This window comes from Actinoallomurus liliacearum (assembly GCF_039542035.1).
Taxonomy (GTDB): domain Bacteria; phylum Actinomycetota; class Actinomycetes; order Streptosporangiales; family Streptosporangiaceae; genus Actinoallomurus; species Actinoallomurus liliacearum.
Window position 1 is genome coordinate 287,854 of sequence record NZ_BAABHJ010000020.1, and the last position, 18,962, is coordinate 306,815.

An 18,962-nucleotide genomic window follows, 5' to 3' on the forward strand; every position below is an offset into this window, starting at 1 on the left:
GGGAAGTTCCGAGTGTCGACGCGACCGATCTCATGGTCTGGCGGCGCGCTCGGCGATCTGTTTGGCCCAGCGGTAGTCGGCCTTGCCGGCCGGGGAGCGCTGCATCTCCGGGACGAAGGCGTACGTCCGGGGGACCTTGTAGCCGGACAGGACGCCGCGGCAGTGGGCGTCGAGGTCGGCCACGGCCGGCGGCTCGCCGTACGGCTGGACGACGGCGGCGACGCGGCTGCCGAACCGCTCGTCGGGGATGCCGGTGACCAGCGCGTCGAAGACCGCGGGGTGGCGTTTGAGGACCGCCTCGATCTCCTCGGGGTAGACCTTCTCCCCGCCGGTGTTGATGCACTGCGAGCCCCGGCCGAAGATCGCGATCGTGCCGTCCGCCTCGACCGTCGCGATGTCCCCGGTGAGCAGCCAGCGCACCCCGTCGACCTCGACGAACGTCTTCGCCGTCTTCGCGGGGTCGTTGTAGTAGCCGAAGGCGATGTGGCCGCTCTTGGCGACCTGCCCGATCACGCCAGAGCCCGGCTCGACCTCCTTCAGCGCGTCGTCCAGCACCCGCAGCCGCGGGTTGTTCGGCCGGTAGCGCATGCCCGACTCCGGGGAGGACCCCTCGACGCCGGACGCGGTGTAGCCCGACTCCGAGGATCCGAAGTTGTCGAGGATCATCACGTTCGGCAGGAGCTCCTGCAGCCGGTCCCGTACGGCGCCCGACAGGATCGCCCCGGTGGAGCTGAGCACGCCGAAGGAGCTCAGGTCATGCGATCCGGCCGCGATGGCGTCGGCGAGCGGCCGGGCCATCGCGTCGCCGGTGATGTTGATCGTGAAGACCTTCTCGGCCTCAATCGCCTGCAGCACTTCCACGGCGTCGAAGCGGCGCGTGTAGACGATCGTCGCGCCCATCCACCAGCCGATGAACGTGGCCATCTGCGCGGCGCCGTGCATGAGCGGCGCGGCCGCCATCATCACGAGCGGCCCGGAGCCCTTGGCGGCCTCGATCACCTCATCGGGAGTCTTCCGCGGCTCGCCGTACGGGTTGCCGCCGCCGAACGCCATGAACAGGTCCTCGCACCGCCACATCACGCCCTTGGGCATGCCGGTCGTGCCGCCCGTGTAGATGATGTAGACGTCCTGGCCGGACCGCTCCGGGAGGTCCCGCGCGGCCGGCGACTCCGCCAGGGCGTCGCGGTAGGACACGGCGTGCGGGGACTCCCCGCCGACGACGATCCGGTGCCGCAGCGACGGCACCCGGGACGCCACCGCCTCGACCCGGTCCTCGAACTCCGCGTCGTACACCAGCGCCACCAGGTCGGCGTCGGAGTAGAGGTACTCCAGCTCCGCCTCGACGTACCGGTAGTTGACGTTGACCGGCACGGCGCGGACCTTGAGCGCGGCGAGCAGCGCCGCCACGTACTCCACGCCGTTGTACAGCTGGATCCCGACGTGCCCGCCGGGCTCGACGCCCGCCGCGCGCAGGTGACGCGCCAGCCGGTCCGCCTCGTCGTCCAGCTCGGCGTACGTCCGGCGCTCCGTGCCACCGGCCGCGTCGAAGACGACGACGGCGGTGCGCTCGCCGATCGCGTCCGCGAGTCCTTCGAACAGGTCGGCGTGGTTGAACTCCATCGCGGGCCTCCGTAGGGCCGGTCCGGGTGTCAGGGTCGGTCGGAGCCGACGACCCACATCGCGTAGAACTGCGCGCCGCCGCCGTACGCGTGTCCGAGGGCCTTGCGCGCGCCCTCGACCTGGTGCTCGCCGGCCAGCCCGCGTACCTGCAAGGCCGCCTCGGCGAAGCGGATGAGACCGGACGCGCCGATCGGGTTGGACGACAGCACGCCGCCCGAGGCGTTCCAGGGGATGTCGCCGTCGAGGGCGGTCGCGCCGCTCTCGGTGAGCTTCCAGCCCTCGCCGTCGCCACAGAAGCCGAGGTTCTCCAGCCACATCGGCTCGTACCAGGAGAACGGGACGTACACCTCGGCGCAGTCCAGTTCGCGGCGCGGGTCCGTGATGCCCGCCTGCCGGTACACGTCGGCGGCGCAGTCCTTGCCCGCCTGCGGGCTCACGGTGTCCCGGCCCGCGAAGAAGATCGGTTCTGAGCGCATGGCGGTGCCGTGCACCCAGGCGGGCGGGTTCGGGGCCCGCCGGGCGGCGTCCTCGGAGGCGAGCACCATCGCGGCCGCGCCGTCGCTGGACGGGCAGGTCTCGAGGTAGCGGATCGGCTCCCACAGCATCGGCGTCGACTCGACCATCTCGCGGGAGATGCCGGGGATGCGCAGGTGGGCGTAGGGGTTCTTCAGGGCGTTCTGCCGGTCCTTGACCGCGACGAGCGTGCCGATGTGGTCGGGCGCGCCGGTCCGCCGCATGTACGCGCGGATGTGCGGGGCGAAGTAGCCGCCCGCCCCCACGACGATCGTCGGCGACAGCGGCGGGTGCGTGGACAGCGCCCAGGTCGCGTTCGACTCGGACTGCTTCTCCCAGGCGACGACGAGCACGCGGTCGTGCACGCCGGCCTGCACGAGGCTCGCCGCGACGAGGGCGGTGGACCCGCCGACCGACCCGGCGGTGTGCACGCGGATCATCGGCTTGCCGCGCGCGCCGAGCGCGTCCGCGAGGTACGCCTCCGGCATCATGACGCCCTCGAACAGGTCGGGCGCCTTGCCGATGACGACCGCGTCGATGTCCTTCCACGTCAGCCCGGCGTCCTCGAGGGCGCGCAGCGCCGCCTCTCGTACGAGCCCGGCGATGGACACGTCGGTGCGCTTGGTGCGGTACTTGGTCTGGCCGACCCCGATCACCGCGCAGGCGTTTCCCATCCTCATGCCTCCAGGACGCAGACGAGGTTGTGCTGCAGGCACGGCCCGGACGCCGCGTGCCCGAGCGTGCGGCGGGCATCGCCGCGGTGGATCCACGACGCGGCCTCGCCGACGCGGATGAGGCCGGTGGCCATGACGGGGTTCGCGGCCAGCGGTCCGCCGGACGGGTTGACGCGCACGTCGTCGGCCAGGCCGATCGCCTCCCGGAGGATCGGCTCCTCGTGGCTGAACTGCGCGTGCAGCTCGGCCACCTCGACGTCGCGCGCGCCCGCCTTCGCGGCGGCCAGCGCGGCCGACTCCGAGCGGCTCAGGTCGCGGACGCCGAGGGAGTGCGCCTCGATCCGGTGGTCGATGCCGCGGATCCAGGCCGGGCGCTCGATCAGCTCCCGGGCGCGGTCGCCGGCGGCCAGCACGACCGCCGCCGCACCGTCGGTGATCGGCGCGCAGTCGTGCGGCCGCAGCGGCGCGACCTCGTAGCCCTCGTCCGCCGGGTCGGGCAGGTCGAGGGCGTACGGGTTGGCGCGCCCGGCCTCGCGGGACCGGGCGGCCACGGCGCGCAGGTCGTCCTCCTTGTGCCCGGCGTCCAGGAACGCGCGGGCCTGCAGTGCGGCGAGCGACACCTGGTCGGGGCCGAGCGGCGCCAGGTAGTACGGGTCGAGCTGCAACGTCATGATCTCCCGCAGCGATCCCTGGGAGGACTTGCCGAAGCCGTACACCAGCGCGGTGTCGACGTCGCCGTGCTGCAGGCGGACCCACGCCTCGTACAGCGCCCACGCGCCGTCCATCTCGACGTGGCTCTCCGAGATCGGCGGCCAGGCCCCGACCGTGTCCAGCGCGGACACGAACGAGAACGGCGCCCCGGCGAGGTAGTCCAGCGAGCCGGAGCACGTGAACCCGAAGCGGTTCAGCCCGGTGGCCTGCTTGATCTCGGTGATGACGGGTGCGAGCAGCTCGACCTCGGTCAGCCCGGCGTCCTCGCCCGTGTGCTTCGTCTGCGCGAACGCGACGACCGCGACGCCCCTCGTCACAGGTACTCCTTGATGTCGTCGAAGGGGACGTCGGGCTCGCCGGTGGGTTCGAACCACTTGATGTTCTCCATGGTCCGGCCCCACTCCTCGCGCGGCTTCCAGGCCGCCTTGACCCGCATGCCCATCCGCACCCGGTCGGCCGGGATGCCGGCGACCAGCGCGAGCAGGGAGATGTCGGAGCCGTCGAGCAGGATGTACGCCGAGACGAACGGCACCTGCGGGGCGCGCGGGTCCGGGATGTTGTTCACCGCGAACGTCGTGACCGTGCCGGTGCCGGCCACCTCCACCTCTTCGGTCGTGGGCACGCCGTCGACCGGGCACAGCCCGCGCATCGGCACGTAGACCTTGCCGCAGACGTCGCAGCGGTGGCCGAGGAGGCGGCCCTCCGACACCCCGTCGAGGAACCTGGTCAGCGCCCGGCCCGCGTTCAGGCGGTACTCCGCCCGGCTCGGCGCCGTGATCATCGTGACGTCGGGCCGGAAGCACTCGATGTCCCGGATCGACCCGGTCCGCTCCGCCCGGAACCTCGGCCGTACGCGCATGCCGGTGCGCAGGGACTTCGGCGGGTCGGCGCCCGGTTCGAACGTCCCCATGTCGAGGGCGTGCAGGAGGGCGGTGTCGGCGCCGTCGGGCCGGATCAGCGCCCAGGCGAACGGCCGGTCCAGGGGGTGGACCGCGCGCGGCCGCGACACCCACGACCAGGACGTCACCGTGCCGCCGGGCCCGACCTCGACGTACTCGTCCGTGACCGCCTCGCCGTCCGCGTCGTACTCGGCCGGCGGGAACAGCACCCCGCCGGAGGCCGTACGGACCCCGACGAGGCGGCCGTCGCGCAGTTCGGTGAGGAACCGGCCGATCACCGGGCCGACCGACCGGGTGTAGCCGCCGGGGAACTCCAGGGCGTGGTCGGCGACCAGCGGTTCCGGGGGCTCAGATGGCATTCTGGCGGTCCTTCCAGTACGGGTCCCGCAGCTTGCGTTTGAGGAGTTTTCCGTTGGGCTCGCGCGGCATCCGTTCGATGAAGTCGAACGACCGCGGCCACTTCATCCGGGCCAGCCGGCCGTCCAGGGAGGCGAGGATCTCTTCGGCCAGTTCCGGCCCCGGCGCGACGCCCTCGGCGGGCTCGATCACGGCCTTGATCTGCTCGCCCCACTCGTCGTCCGGGATGCCGAAGACGGCGACGTCGGCGACCTTGGGATGGATGACGATCTCGTTCTCGATCTCGGCCGGGTAGATGTTCGCCCCGCCGGAGATGATCATGTCGGCCTTGCGGTCGGACAGGAACAGGTGGCCGTCCTCGGTGAGGTAGCCGATGTCGCCGACGGTGAAGAAGTCCTTGAGCCGGTTCGCCTGCGTCTTCGCGGGATCGCCCTTGTACTCGAACGAGGCGCTCATCATCTTCATGTAGATGGTTCCGGGCGTGCCGGGCGGGACCTCGTTGCCGTCGTCGTCGACGATCAGCAGCTCACTGATCGGCCAGGCCTTGCCGACGGTCCCGGGGTGCTCCCGCCAGTCCTGCGGGCTCGCGATCGTGCCGCCGCCCTCGGTCGCCGCGTAGTACTCCCAGATGCAGTCGCCCCACCAGTCGAGCATCGCCTGCTTGAGCGGCACCGGGCAGGGCGCGGCGGCGTGGATCGCCCATCGCATCGACGAGACGTCGTACCGCTTGCGCACCTCCTCCGGCAGCGACAGCAGGCGCTTGAAGTGGGTCGGCACCATGTGCGTGTTCGTGATCCGGTACCGCTCGATGAGGCGCAGCGCATCCTCGGCGTCCCACCGGTCCATGTAGACGAGCGTGTGCCCCATGTGCAGCGCCGACCCGCCGAACTGGGTGACGGCCGTGTGGTAGTTCGGCGAGGTGACCAGGTGCGCGTTCGGCGGGCCCGGTGTGAAGCCGAAGAACGTCAGCAGGAAGGTCATCAGCTCCGCGCTGTCGTCCGGGTCGATCCCGGCCAGCGCGCGCCGGACCCCCTTGGGCCGCCCCGTGGTCCCCGACGTGTAGTGCATCGTCGCGCCGTTCGTGCGGTCCTCCGGGAGCGTGTCCGGCTGTCCGGCGACCAGCTCGCCGAAGTCCCGGAAGCCCGGCACGTCGCCGAACGCGAAGCGCCGCCGCGGGTCGAGCCCCGCCTCCTCCGCCCCCCGGGCGCCCTCGGCCGCGTACCGCTCGTGCACGAAGAAGGCCTTGGCCTCGCTGTCCGCGACGATGTAGCCGATCTCCGGACCGGTCAGGTGCCAGTTGATCGGCGTGTAGTACCAGCCGGCCTGCAGGGCGGCGAGGTAGAGGATGAGGCCCTCGACGCCGTTGGGCACCAGCCCGCAGACGCCGTCGCCCGGTTTCAACCCGAGGTCGCGCAGCCCGTGGACCACCTGGTCACACCGGGCGAGCAGGTCCGCAGCGCGGTACTCCGTCCCGTCCGGATCCACGGCCGCGACCCAGTCCGGGTCCTTCGCCGCTAGCCGCCAAAAGCCCAACGAGCCCATGGACTACTCCCTGTACGTCTCGGCACCGGTCGTACGGAGGTTCCGCTCGCAGTAGATCACGTTCTCGTTTTGTGCGGCAAGCCCTGTTGAGATGCGACGAGCGTCACTAGAATCCGTTCTTGTTTCAGCGTCGCGTGACCTCATGCGCGGCCGCGAGCAGGGAGGACGGCAATGGCGGAACGACTGCCCATCAGCACCCCGCACTGCACGGTCGAGCGCGACGGCCACGTCGTCATCGTGACCATGAACCGACCGGAGGCCCGCAACGCCCTCAGCACCGACATGCTCATCGGCATGGCCGACGCGTGGGCCTACATCTCCGATACCCCGGATGTCCGGGTCGGCATCCTCACGGGGGCCGCCGGGCAGTTCTGCGCCGGCGCCGACCTGAAGGCCATGGGCCGGCCGTCGGAGGACGAGCGGGTACGGCGGCGTGCGTCCGAGATCGAGAACTTCCACTGGAAGGGCCTCCTGCGCGACTGCCGGCCGAAGAAGCCGCTGATCAGCGCGATCGAGGGGTACGCCGTGGCCGGCGGCACCGAGCTGCTGGTCGGCACCGACATCCGCGTCGTCGCGGAGGGGGCCACGCTCGGGCTGTACGAGGCGAAGCGCGGGCTGTTCCCCATGGGCGGCTGCGCGATCCGGCTCCCCCGCCAGATCCCGTACGCCCTCGCGATGGACATCCTGCTCACCGGACGGTCCGTCACCCCGGGCGAGGCGCTGCGGATGGGCCTGATCAACCGGATCGTCCCGGACGGCCAGGCGCTCAAGACCGCCCGCGAGATCGCCGACGACATCGCCTCCTGCGGTCCGCTGGCCGTCCAGGCGATCCTGGAGACCTACCGCCGGACCGAGGGGCTGCCCGAGGCCGACGCGTTGCGGATCTCCGACGAGCTCGGCTGGCCGGTCATCGGCTCGGCCGACGCCAAGGAGGGCGCCCGCGCGTTCAAGGAGAAGCGCCCGGCCGTCTTCACGGGCGAGTGACGCGCTCTCCGGCCCGCCGGCCGGGAACGACCGGGTAGCCGACGCCGCGTCCGGCGATCAGGACGGAACCGTACAAGGCGTCCTCCCGTCCCATCCTGCGACTGATTTGACGTGATCACCACGGATGGGGTGGCGATGGGCGGGTTCAACCGCGGCCTGGGAACGGTCGTCACGGCGGTGGCCGTGGCCGTCGTGGCGGCCGGCTGCAATGACGAGACCGGCGGGGACGCGGCGACGTCGCCCACGGCGAAGCCGTCCGCCCAGGGGGTGGTGGCGGTCGACGGCGCCCCGCTGCGCACGCACTACATGTCCTGGCCCGGCAAGTCGTTCAAGGTCGACCTCCTGGGACTCGACCAGGTGGCGCCGGCCCGCGTCGTCGCCCGGTTCCGCGTCACCGCGGGGCCGGGATCGGCGGTCGCGCCGACCGCGTGGGCCGCTCCGGCGCACTCCGGGGACCACGCGCCGAGCGCCGCTCTTCTCCTGGACCCCGGCCACGCCACCGAGTACCCGGTGCTCCGCACGCGGGCCGGCGCCTGCCTGTGCACGGAGCTGAACGACGTCAAGGCCGGGCAGCAGGTCGATCTGGACGCCGTCTTCCCGGCGCCGGCGGGTGGCGCGGGGAAGATGATCGTGGTGTTCCCGAACACGCCGCCCTTCCTGGACGTCCCCATCACGGCGCACGCCCCGTACGTCCTGCACCAGCGGCAGGGCGGCACGCCGCTGAACCCGGTGACGACGCCCACGGCCACGCCGGAGAGCTACCCGCTCGTCACCACGGTCCGGCACGGCGACGAGACCGACGCGACGGGCGGCGGCAAGACCAGCGTCCGGCTCTCCTCCGACGTGCTCTTCGCGACGAACAGCGCGAAGCTGACCGGGAAGGCGCAGGCCCTGCTCAAGCAGGTGAGCACGAAGATCGAGAAGTCACCGGGCAACACCGTCGCGGTCGACGGGTACGCCGACAACACCGGCACCGACGCGGTGAACCTCCCGCTCTCCAAGAAGCGCGCCGAGAACGTCCGGGCGGCACTGCGCACACTGGTGAAACGGCAGGGGATCCAGTACTCGGCCGCCGGACACGGGTCGGCCGATCCGATCGCGGACAACGGCAAGCCCGCGGGGCGCGCCCTGAACCGGCGGGTCGTCATCACGTTCGCCGCCCTGGCGCAGGCGTCGCAGGACAAGCGGCCGCTGCCCGGCGCGAGCGCGGACCCGGCCGGGCAGCCCGACGCTCCGGCGGTCGCCTCGGTGCACGCCGGCAAGGGACCCATCCCGTTGCTGCCGTGGCCGAAGTCGATGACCTTCGGCGTCACCGGCCTCATCCGCGAGCCGGACGGTTTCGCGGTGCTCACGTGGACGCTGCACAACGTCAACAAGCACCCGATACCGGCCGGGTTCGCCACCGACCTGGCGGACGTCTTCCGCAACGCCGGGCCGGGTCGCATCGTCGTGGGCGTCGGCCAGGACGAGTACAGGAACGTCACGGACACCAGGCAGCAGGCGGTCTTCCCGGGATACTCGCTCCGCCAGGGCGATTACGTCGTACACGCCCAGGGCAGCCTCGCCGGCTGGAACATGTTCCGGCTCCCCGCGGGCGTGCGGACCGTCACCGTTCGGGTCCCCGGCTTCCCCGCCGTGCCGAACGTCCCGGTCCAGGCCTCGAAGTCCTGACGGCGACTCGCCCTGAACGCTGTTGACGCTTCGCAGCGAACAAGGCACACTGAGCGATAAGGCCGCCGCTTTGCGAAGCGGTAGGAAGTGGGCCCGGGAAGTTCCCGCCGGACGACGGGGTCCCGGGCTTGCGTCTTTCTATGCCTTAATCATGCAGATGGTGACGAGCGGCATGAGCGGGGCAAGGTGACAGGGGTCGCCGCACCGCGCCGCCACGATTGAGCCGGCGACGATATCCGGCAGCCAGAGAAGAGGCTCACCCGAGCCGAAGGCATGGTCGACCCGGAAGCCCGAGGGGACTTCTTTGCGGGCACGCATCGCTCTAGCGAGCGCCATATCGTGGCGATTCTGTTTAGCCTCCCTGGCTTCCATCATTACCTCGTACACCCCCATCGCGGGCAACTCGAACAGCAGCCGCTCCATGCACTTACGCCGCCGAAGCACCACGTCACAGGAGCCGACGGGAAGCACGGACGCGGCGAGGATGTAGACGTCGGGGTCGAGTTTGCGGTTGGACTCGGACTCGTCGACGAAAGCGCACCAGGACAAGGCGCCCTCCTCCGCGTGAGGCGTCCCTCTCCTTCCGCAGGTCGAAGGCGAACGGACTTTCGATTCCGCTGCTCAACATGCCAGGTCGCGTCGGCCATCGCAGGCGATTACAGAAAGTGACCGTTTAGTGGCTTTTCTTTGAGGGACAAACCCGTCAAAACACGGCCTCTGAGGAGGAACAGATGGCCACGCAGATATGGCGGCGTCGGCGCGGACGGGTCGAGGAGACCACGACTTCGCGTCCGGCGGTGAGCGATGCCCGGACCCGGCGCTGGAACACCACGCGCGTCCGGCGGTTCCAGCGGCACGACGGGCTCAGCGCGTTCGTGTGGCTGGTCGCCTGGACCGTCACTCTCGTTCTGCTGTTCGGCATCGCCCTGACCTGGAGCGGCGCCAATCCGGGCAACGGCGTGGTGCACGCCGTGCTGCGCGCCGGCACCTGGCTGGCGACCCCGTTCGACGACGTCTTCCGCAACGCCGACGCGCGCAAGCAGCTCACGGAGAACTGGTTGTTCGCCGCGGGCGTCTACCTCGTCGCCGGCCGCGTCCTCGCCTGGCTCCTGCGCTGGTGACGGCCGACCGCCGGGGTCCGGGCGCGTGCCCGGACCCCGGCGCGACGACGCCGGCGTGGCGCTAGCGGGCGCGGCAGAGCTCCTGCTCGGCGATGGAGAGCGTCTGGTGGCGCAGCGAGGGCTGCAGAGAGTTGGTGTTGATGAGCAGCGCGACCCGGCGATGGCCGAGTTGCATCACGCTGGAGGTGTACCCGTCGATGTCTCCCAGAGAGCCGTAGGCCGTTCCACACGGGGTCGAGGCGATCGTCAGGCCGAGGCCGTAGCCGATGCCGGGCATCCCGGCAGCGGCGAAGAACGCATCGGCGCCTGCGGTGGGCCGCTTCATCTCTATGAGCAGGTGCTGCGAGAAGAGTCGCCCGCCGAGCAGCGCTCCAAGGAACCGGTCGACGTCGTCGCCGGTCGACACCATCGCCGCCGCCGCCCCGGCCGCGCCGGCGCTCGTCCGGGTGGTCGCGTCGAGTGCGGGACCGGAACGAGGCGGCAGAGGAGCGGCGAAAACGTAGCCGCGTGCCTGCCGGGGTGCGACCGTGGTCGCGGTGGGGAAGGTCGTACTGCTCAGGTGGAGGGGCTGGATCAGACGTGTCCGCACTTCGTCCTGGATCGCGTGACCGGTGACCTGATGAACGATCTCGCCGAGGACGATGTAGTTGGTGCTCGAGTAGTAGAAGCCGGTCCCAGGCGGGAAGTACGGCGAATGCTCCACGCCCAAGGCGATGAGCTGCGCGGGAGTGTAGGTGGCACCGGGGTGGAAGCGAGGATCATTCGAATAGTCGAAGAGTCCGCTGGTGTGGTCGAGCAGTTCCCGCACGGTGATCTGGTCGGCGTGCGGGACCGGTTCGGGCAGGAGCCCCGCGATCGGCTGGTCCAGCGAGAGCCGATGCTCCGTGACCAGCTGCAACGCCACCGTGGCCACGAAGGTCTTGGTCACGGAAGCGATCCTGAACCGGTCGTTGGGTCGCATCGCCCGGTCCCCGGGGATGTCCGCGAGGCCGACGGACATCCGCCGTACCGGCCGTCCGTCGTGGTTCGTGACCGCGACCACGCCGGGCACTCCGTCGGCATTGACGAGATTCTGGATCTCTGCCCGCAACCAGGAATCGCGGGACGGCCCACCCATCGCGCGCGCCGGCGATGAGGTGGCGACTCCGATCAGCGCGGCGATGGTCAGAGCGGCACAACGCTTCAACCACATGAGCGTTCTCCTTCATGATCGAACATGACCGCCAGCATCGCGACCGCACAGCCGGCCGTCTTGGAGGAATGTTCCGCTCTCGTGGTCAGCACCGCGGGTATCGGCACCAGTCGTCGGCTGAGGGGCTCGGTCACTTGTGCGCTCCTGAGATGCCCGACGTCGTCGCGAAGGAGATCTCGGCCTTCCTCGAGGCCGTCTCTTGACCGAACCCGAATTCGGCGGAACTTGACCAATCCGCGTCAGGTTCGGCGGAAATCTCTGGCTTGCAGGGACATGGCGCTGTTAGCTTCCCGGCCATGACCGTTACCGATGACTTCATCGACGCGCTGCCCAAGGTGGAACTTCACGTTCATCTGGTCGGTTCGGCGTCCGTGCCCACCGTGCTGGAGCTGGCCCGGCGGCACACCGGCCACGACGTGCCGACGAACGAGGCGGCCCTGCGGGAGTTCTTCGAGTTCCGCGACTTCCCGCACTTCGCCGAGGTCTACTTCGCGGTCAACGGCCTGATCCGGGAGCCCGAGGACGTCGCAACGCTGGTCACCGGCGTGGCCCGGGACCTGGCCGCACAGAACGTCCGCTACGTCGAGCTGACCGTGACGCCGTACTCCCACGTGTCGGTCGGCATGACGATGCCCGCCGTGACCGAGGCGCTGGACCTCGCCGCCCGGGAGGTCGCGGACCGGATCGAGGTCGCCTACGTCTTCGACATCCCCGGCGAGTTCGGGGAGGACGCGGACCGCAAGACCCTCGACCACGCGCTGAACCACCCGCCGGAGAAGCTCGTCGGCTTCGGCATCGGCGGCGTCGAGCAGGACCGGCTCTCGCACCAGCAGTCGATCCGGGACGCGTTCCGCGCGGCGGTCGCCGCGGGGCTGCACAGCGTGCCGCACGCCGGGGAGATGAGCGGCCCGGAGACGATCTGGGAGGCCATCCGGGAGCTGAAGGCCGAGCGGATCGGGCACGGGCTCAACTGCCTCGACGACCCGGAGCTGGTGGCGTACCTGCGGGAGACGCAACTGCCGCTGGAGGTGTGCCCGACCTCGAACGTCTGCACCAAGCAGGTGCCGGACATCGCCGCGCACCCGCTCCCCCGGATGCTGGCCGAGGGCCTGTACGTGACGCTGAACAGCGACGACCCGCCGATGTTCAACACGACGCTGACCAACGAGTACCGCGTGGCGGCACGGGACCTGGGCCTCGGCCGCGCGGAGCTCGCCGACCTGGCCCGCAACGGCGTCCGCGCCTCGTTCCTGGCCGAGGACCGCAAGCGCGCGATCCTCGCCGAGATCGACGCCGTCCAGCCGGCCTGAGCTCAGGAGTCGGTGAGGGTGTTCAGGCGCTCCATCGTCTCGACGTACTCCTCGACGAGGTCGTAGATGACCTGGGCGGCGGTCTTGACCTGGTTCATCGAGCCGACGATCTGGCCGACCGGGAAGGTCGTCAGCTCGCCCGCGCCGGCGCGGTTGATCCGCCGGAGCGCGTCGGAGATGAGCATGAACTGCATCGGCATCGGGAGGGTGCCGGGCGACTCCGGGGACTCCCAGGCGTCGGTCCAGGCGGTCTTGAGCATCCGCGCGGGCTTGCCGGTCCAGGAGCGGGAGCGGACGGTGTCGCGGGACGTCGCGGCGAGGAGCCTGTCGCGGGACGCCTCGGGGGTGTCGGCCTCCTCGACGGTGAGCCAGACGGAGCCGGTCCAGACGCCCTCGGCGCCGAGCGCGAGGCCGGCGGCGAGCTGGCGGCCGCGGCCGATGCCGCCCGCGGCCAGCACGATGGTGTCGGGGCCGACGGCGTCGGCGACCTCGGGGATGAGCACCATCGTCGCCACGTCGCCGGTGTGACCGCCGGCCTCGGTGCCCTGGGCGACGATGATGTCGACGCCGACCTCGACCTGCTTGCGGGCGTGGCGGGCGTTGCTGGCCAGGCCGGCGACCTTCACGCCGTGCTGGTGGGCCTGCTCGACGACGTCCGCCGGGGGCGGGCCGAGCGCGTTGGCCAGGAGGGCGATCGGGTGCTTCAGCGCCACCTCGACCTGGGGGCGGGCGGTGGCGTCGGTCCAGCCGAGGAGGTAGTGGCCGGCGCCCTCCTCGGTGAGCGGGTCGACGCCGTGGCGTTCGAGCAGGTCGTTGACGAACCGCCGGTGGCGTTCGGGGATCATGCCCTGGAGCTTGGCGAGCAGCTCCCCGGCGTCACCGAGGTCCGCGCCCTCGTACTGGGCGGGCATGACGACGTCGACGCCGTACGGCTTTCCGCCGGCGTGCTCGTCGATCCACGCCAGCTCGGTCTCCAGTTGCTCGGGGGTGAAGTAGAGCGCGCCGAGGACGCCCATCCCGCCGGCGCGGCTGACCGCGGCGACGACGTCGCGGCAGTGGCTGAAAGCGAAGATCGGATACTCGATGCCGAAGAGTTCTGTTACCCGTGTCCGCACAGTCCCGACCTTAGGGGCCGATTCAGCTAACTGCAACAGGTTCTAGTTAGGTTTCCCCGGAAGCCCAAGCCGCTTCTCGATCGCGCACGCTGTAACACGTAGCAGCAGACTTAAGGCTGATATCCCGACCAGAGGTGTTGACGAGGGTATGGGCGGTTGTTAGCTTGCCCCCGGTCGGGGCTCTCACGCTGGGAGCGGTGCCCGGAGGCCAGCACAGATGACCGATCCGTTCGGATCAGCCAATGGAACGGCCGCCCGGCCGGCGGCAACGCGGCCACCGGTCAGGGGACCGTCTCCGCCTGCCCTGGTGCACCGCGAGCCCCTCCTCGCCCGTGCCCGCGCCCACCTCGCCGTGGGCGGCAGCGTCGTGCTGACCGGCCCGACCGGCATCGGCAAGTCCACCCTGCTGGCGACCCTGGCCGCCGAGTTCACCGACCACCAGGTGCTGCGCTGCTCGCTGTCGGCCACCGAACGGCACCTGCCGTTCCTCGGCCTCATCGACCTGCTCGCCGAGACCGGCGACGACCTCCTCCAAACGCTCCCGAAGCACCAGCGGGCCGTCCTGGAGGCGGCGCTGCTGCGGCGCGACGACCCGGTCGGCGAGCGCGACGTCCTCGGCCTGCGCGTCGCCGTGCTGGCGGCGTTCCGTACCCTCTGCGCCGCCGGGCCGGTACTCCTCGTCGTCGACGACGCGCAGTGGCTGGACGCGCCGAGCGCGGAGCTGCTGGCGTTCATCGCCCGGCGCGCCGGCGGGCTGCCCCTGCGCGCCCTGGCCGGCCTGCGTGCGGGCCCGGGCGAGCCGCAGGACCCGCCGGAACTCTGCCCGTCGCCCGTGCTGACGCTGCCGGTGCCCGCGATGACCGCCGCGGAGATCGGCGGGCTGCTCGGCGACCTGCGGCTGCCGCGCGCGGTCCTGGCCAAGGTGCACCGGGCCAGTGACGGCAACCCGTTCTTCGCCCTGGAGCTGGGCCGGGCGCTCGCCGACCACCGCGGACCGCTCGATCCGGCGGCGCCGCTGCCGGTGCCCGACGGGCTGCGCACGCTGATGATGGACCGCCTGCTGGCGCTGTCCTCCGGCGCGCGGCGGACGCTGCTCCTCGCTTGCGCGGCGGCCCGGCCGACGCTCGCCCTGCTGCGCGCCGCGGGCCGGCCGGAGGCCGCCGCGGACATCGCCGAGGCGCGGCACGCCGGGATCGTCGCGCCCGGGGACGTCATCCGGTTCACGCATCCGCTGCTGTCGGCGGTGCTGTACGCGGAGTCGGCCGAGCGGGACCGTCTCACCGCCCACGCGGCCCTCGCCGACGTGGTCACCGACCCGGTGGAGCGGGCCCATCACCTCGCGGTCGTCGCCCCGGGCCGGGACGCCCAGGTCGCCGAGACCCTCGACGAGGCCGCCACCGCCGCGCGCCGGCGCGGGGCCCGCGCCGCCGCCGCGCGGCTGGGGCTCCTGGCCGCCGAGCGCACCACCAAGCCGGAGGCGGAGCCGGAGCTGCGGCTCACCGCCGCCGAGGACGCGCTCGCCGCGGGCGAGTTCGCGATGGCGCGCGGCATCGCCGAGGACGTCCTGGCTGCGGCCGTACTGCCCGCCGAGCGGGTGCGGGCGTGGATCGTGCTGCTGGACTCCTGCGGGCAGGCCCTCGCCGAGCTCGACGAGGTGTTCCCGCGCGCGCTCGCCGACGCGCGAGACGATCCGGCGCTGCTCGCCCCGCTGCACTATCGCCTCGCCTGGCGGGCCTGGCTCGTCAAGGGCTCCGCGCCGAAGGCCCGCACGGAGGCGGCGACGGCGGCGCGGCTGGCGGCGGAGGCGGGCGACCGCAGCACCGAGCTGCTGGCCCTGACCAAACAGGCCCTGGCGGAGTTCCACATCGGGTCGCCGGAGGCGGAACGCACGATGGCGCGGGCGCTGGCCGGGCCCCATGACCCGGCGATCCGGCTCGGCCACAACGGCCCCGTGTACCTGCGCTACCGGCATCACCTCCTGCACGACCGGCTGGAGGAGGCGCGCGGCGAGCTGCGGTCGCTGACCTATGCGGTGCGCCAGCGCGGAGCGGTGGAGAGCCTGTTCATGTGCCTGTACGGCTCCGCGCAGGTCGAGATGGCGCGCGGCCGCTGCGACCGCGCCCTCGACCTGGCCTACCAGTGCCTGCGGCTGGCCCAGGACAGCGAGCTGAGCCAGGGACCGGCCTGGTGCGCGGTCGCGTTCGCCGAGGCGGCGGGCGGCTCGCTGGACCGTGGCCTGGCCGCCGCCGAACGCGGCGTCGGGCACAGCGAGGACGACGGGGACCTGCTGTTCCTGCCGACGACGCTGCACGCGCTGGGGCACATCCGGCTGCTGCGCGGCGACCCGGCCGGCGCCGCCGACGCCCTGCGCCGGGTGCGCGTCCTGGAGGCCGCGCAGGGCCTGGCCGAGCCCGGACTGCGGCGCTGGCACGCCGACCTCGCCGAGGCGCTCGCGGCGATCGGGGCGGTCGCGGAGGCGGACGAGCTGATCGAGGAGACGAGGCGGCAGGCCGCCCGGCTCGGCCGGCCGAGCGTGCTGGCCGCCCTGGACCGGGCCGCCGCTCTCGTCCTGGCCGCGCGCGGCGACCCGGCCGGGGCCGTACCCGTGCTGACACGGGCCGTCCGGGCGCAGGCGACACTCCCCTACCCGGTCGACGAGGGCCGGGCGCGGCTCGAGCTCGGCCGCCTGCACCTGCGCGCGGGAGACGTGCAGGCGGCACGGGAGGCCCTGCACGGGGCGCGCCGGGTGCTCCTGCACGCCAAGGCCGCGCCGTGGATCGCGGCGGTGACCGCCGAGCTCGACCGGCTCGACCTCGGCGTTCCGGCGACGGCCGGCGACGGCGATCCGCTGCGGGCGCTGTCCGGCATGGAACGCCGGGTGGCCGCGCTCGTCGCCGAGGGCGCGACGAACCGGGAGATCGCTGCCCGGCTGTTCGTGAGCATCAAGACGGTCGAGGCGGCGCTGACCAGGTCGTACCGCAAACTCGGGGTGCGTTCCCGGGTCGGCCTCACCCGGGCCGTCACGAGCCCGCGCGCGGAAGACCGCTCGGCGTAGGGATTTCCCTACGGCTCCTTGAAGAGTCTTTTCAGCTTCCCCCCGGAACCGGACACTCTGCGCAAGGTCCTCCAAACCGGTGGGCCGAGACCCTGCCCCTTCCGCCTGCCCGCCATGCGCGGGCCAACCCCTTGGCGAAAGGAACCCTCCGCTCATGTCCAAACGACGCATCGCGACGGTGTCGGCCACGGCCGTCCTCGCCGTCGCAGGCGGACTGCTGACGGCTCCGGCCGTCACCGCCGCCCCGTCCCAGGTCCCCGCCAAAGCCCCCGCCAAACCGCAGCCGGCGGGGCGTTCGGCGTTCACGCCGAGCGACTTCACGGTGAACCCCTCCCCCACCACCCGCAAGCAGGTCGTCGCCGACGCCCGCAAGGCCCTCGCGGCGCACAAGAGCGCCGGGCACGTGAAGTCGGGTGACGCCTTCACGCCGCGCACGGTCGTGGTCGCCAAGAACGGCGCGGCCGACGTGCGGTTCGACCGGACGTTCCACGGTCTGCCGGTCTACGGCGGCGACCTGATCGTGCACCTCAAGCCCGGCGGTGCGTACCGCGCGCTGAACACGGCCACCCCCGCCGCGGCCGTGTCCACGACGCCGCACGTCGCCGCCGCCGACGCGGCCCGCGCCTCGCGCGGGCAGCTGGCCGGCACGGTGTCCTCGGTCGGCAAGCCGCACCTGGCCGTGTGGGCCACCGGCCGATCCTCCCAGCTCGTCTGGGAGACCGTCGTACGCGGCGTGCGCGCCGACCGTACGCCGAGCGTCCTACACGTCCTGGTGGACGCGACCAAGGGCAAGGTCGTGACCAAGCGGGACGAGATCGACACCCTCCTGTCGCCGGCCCAGCAGGCCGCCGCCGAAGCGCGCGCCAAGGCGGCGCCGGGTGGTGTCGGTCCGCTGACCGCGGGCACTGGGAACTCGATCTACAGCGGCACGGTGTCGATCGACCTGACGCAGTCGGGCAGCACGTGGTCGATGAAGGACCCGTCGCACGGCAACGGGTACACCACGAACCTGAACCACGCGACGAGCGGCACCGGGACGACGTTCAGCAACTCGACCGGGACGTTCGGCAACGGCACCAACAGCGACGCGGCGTCGGCCGGCGTCGACGCGCACTACGGCGCGGCCGAGACGTTCGACTACTACAAGAACGTCCAGGGCCGTAACGGCATCTTCGGCAACGGCGCGGGCGTGCCGTCCCGTACGCACTACGGCAACGCCTACGTCAACGCCTTCTGGGACGGCTCCCAGATGACGTACGGCGACGGCTCCGGGAACGCCCGCCCCCTCGTCGAGATCGACGTCGCCGGCCACGAGATGAGCCACGGCGTCAGCGGCGCGCTCACCGGCTGGGACGAGACCGGCGAGACCGGCGGCATGAACGAGGGCACCAGCGACATCTTCGGCACCATGGTGGAGTTCTACGCGAACAACGCCAAGGACACGCCCGACTACACGATGGGCGAGCTGATCAACATCAACGGCGACAACAAGCCGTTGCGGTACATGTACAACCCCTCGCTCGACGGCAACTCCCCGAACTGCTACTCGAGCAGCAACGGTTCGCTGGACCCGCACTACTCGCTCGGCCCACTGACCCACTGGTTCTTCCTGCTGGCCGTCGGCAGCGGTGACCACGGGTACGGCAACAGCCCGACCTGCAACAGCTCCACCGTCACCGGCATCGGCAACGACAAGGCCGGCAAGATCTGGTACAAGGCGCTCGCGTCGTACGCCAACAGCAGCGAGAACTACGCTCAAGCGCGCACCGACTCGCTGAAGGCCGCCGCCGACCTGTACGGCACGCACTGCACCGAGTACAACACCGTGAACGCCGCCTGGGCGGCGGTCAGCGTCACCGGTTCCGACCCGGTCCCCGGCACCTGCCCCGGCCAGCCCGGCGCGCCGTCGGTGACCAACCCCGGCAACCAGACCAGCACGGTCGGCACCGCGGCCAGCCTGCAGATCCAGGCCAGCGACCCGAACGGGCAGACGCTGACCTACAGCGCGACGGGCCTGCCCGCCGGGCTGTCGATCAACGCCTCGACCGGCCTGATCTCCGGCACGCCCACGACGGCCGGAACCTCCTCGGTCACCGTGACCGCGAAGAACACCTCCAACCTGACCGGCAGCACGACGTTCACCTGGACGGTGAACCCGGTCGGCGGCGGGTGCTCCTCGCCGGGCAACAAGGTGAGCA

General features: G+C 71.6%; 14 protein-coding genes. 6 read left to right on the plus strand and 8 right to left on the minus strand.

Annotated elements, in window-relative coordinates; genetic code table 11:
• Positions 1-30: 30 nt before the first annotated feature.
• Genes ABD978_RS27220 through ABD978_RS27240 form a run of 5 tightly spaced genes read right to left on the minus strand, consistent with a single transcriptional unit; the run spans position 31 to position 6,316 of the window.
• Positions 31-1,620, minus strand: coding sequence for an acyl-CoA synthetase (locus tag ABD978_RS27220; RefSeq protein ID WP_345360492.1), 1,590 nt, complete (start codon positions 1,618-1,620; stop codon positions 31-33).
• 29 nt (positions 1,621-1,649) lie between these two features.
• Entirely contained in the window at positions 1,650-2,807 is a 1,158-nt protein-coding gene (locus ABD978_RS27225; RefSeq protein ID WP_345360556.1) for a thiolase domain-containing protein, read from the minus strand.
• 2 nt (positions 2,808-2,809) lie between these two features.
• Positions 2,810-3,835 (minus strand): thiolase domain-containing protein, encoded by a 1,026-nt coding sequence (locus ABD978_RS27230; protein WP_345360494.1) that lies wholly within the window; start codon positions 3,833-3,835, stop codon positions 2,810-2,812.
• Positions 3,832-4,776 carry a Zn-ribbon domain-containing OB-fold protein gene (locus tag ABD978_RS27235; protein WP_345360497.1) on the minus strand — a complete coding sequence of 315 codons (945 nt, stop codon included), beginning with the start codon at positions 4,774-4,776 and terminating at the stop codon, positions 3,832-3,834. The genes ABD978_RS27230 and ABD978_RS27235 overlap by 4 nt, the downstream gene beginning before the upstream one ends.
• Positions 4,766-6,316, minus strand: coding sequence for an acyl-CoA synthetase (locus ABD978_RS27240; protein WP_345360500.1), 1,551 nt, complete (start codon positions 6,314-6,316; stop codon positions 4,766-4,768). Before ABD978_RS27240 ends, ABD978_RS27235 begins: the two co-directional genes overlap by 11 nt.
• Before the next feature lie 171 nt (positions 6,317-6,487).
• Here ABD978_RS27240 and ABD978_RS27245 point away from each other — a divergent pair, with 171 nt between their 5' ends.
• Together ABD978_RS27245 and ABD978_RS27250 are read left to right on the plus strand one after the other, a co-directional pair.
• Positions 6,488-7,300 (plus strand): crotonase/enoyl-CoA hydratase family protein, encoded by an 813-nt coding sequence (locus tag ABD978_RS27245; RefSeq protein ID WP_345360503.1) that lies wholly within the window; start codon positions 6,488-6,490, stop codon positions 7,298-7,300.
• A 111-nt stretch (positions 7,301-7,411) separates the two neighbouring features.
• On the plus strand, positions 7,412-8,971 hold the full coding sequence (locus ABD978_RS27250; RefSeq protein WP_345360506.1) for an OmpA family protein: 1,560 nt from the start codon (positions 7,412-7,414) through the stop codon (positions 8,969-8,971).
• A 138-nt stretch (positions 8,972-9,109) separates the two neighbouring features.
• On the opposite strand, the gene ABD978_RS27255 is transcribed toward ABD978_RS27250, so the two are convergent.
• Entirely contained in the window at positions 9,110-9,520 is a 411-nt protein-coding gene (locus tag ABD978_RS27255) for a hypothetical protein (protein ID WP_345360509.1), read from the minus strand.
• Between the two features lie 182 nt (positions 9,521-9,702).
• Here ABD978_RS27255 and ABD978_RS27260 point away from each other — a divergent pair, with 182 nt between their 5' ends.
• Complete coding sequence (locus tag ABD978_RS27260) at positions 9,703-10,092, plus strand: hypothetical protein (RefSeq protein ID WP_345360512.1); 390 nt, start codon at positions 9,703-9,705, stop codon at positions 10,090-10,092.
• 61 nt (positions 10,093-10,153) lie between these two features.
• On the opposite strand, the gene ABD978_RS27265 is transcribed toward ABD978_RS27260, so the two are convergent.
• Positions 10,154-11,284: a serine hydrolase domain-containing protein gene (locus ABD978_RS27265; RefSeq protein WP_345360514.1), complete on the minus strand. Its 1,131-nt coding sequence runs from the start codon at positions 11,282-11,284 to the stop codon at positions 10,154-10,156.
• Between the two features lie 296 nt (positions 11,285-11,580).
• On the opposite strand from ABD978_RS27265, the gene add reads away from it, so the two are divergent.
• On the plus strand, positions 11,581-12,594 hold the full coding sequence (gene add, locus ABD978_RS27270) for an adenosine deaminase (protein ID WP_345360517.1): 1,014 nt from the start codon (positions 11,581-11,583) through the stop codon (positions 12,592-12,594).
• A gap of 2 nt (positions 12,595-12,596) precedes the next feature.
• On the opposite strand, the gene ABD978_RS27275 is transcribed toward add, so the two are convergent.
• Positions 12,597-13,709 (minus strand): NAD(P)H-dependent flavin oxidoreductase, encoded by a 1,113-nt coding sequence (locus ABD978_RS27275; RefSeq protein ID WP_345360520.1) that lies wholly within the window; start codon positions 13,707-13,709, stop codon positions 12,597-12,599.
• Positions 13,710-14,016: 307 nt separating this feature from the next.
• On the opposite strand from ABD978_RS27275, the gene ABD978_RS27280 reads away from it, so the two are divergent.
• The gene (locus ABD978_RS27280; protein ID WP_345360523.1) at positions 14,017-16,764 is read left to right on the plus strand and encodes a helix-turn-helix transcriptional regulator; all 2,748 of its coding nucleotides are present in this window, start codon (positions 14,017-14,019) and stop codon (positions 16,762-16,764) included.
• 154 nt (positions 16,765-16,918) lie between these two features.
• Positions 16,919-18,962, plus strand: a 2,044-nt coding sequence (locus tag ABD978_RS27285) for a M4 family metallopeptidase (protein WP_345360526.1), incomplete at its 3' end; no start/stop codon positions are given.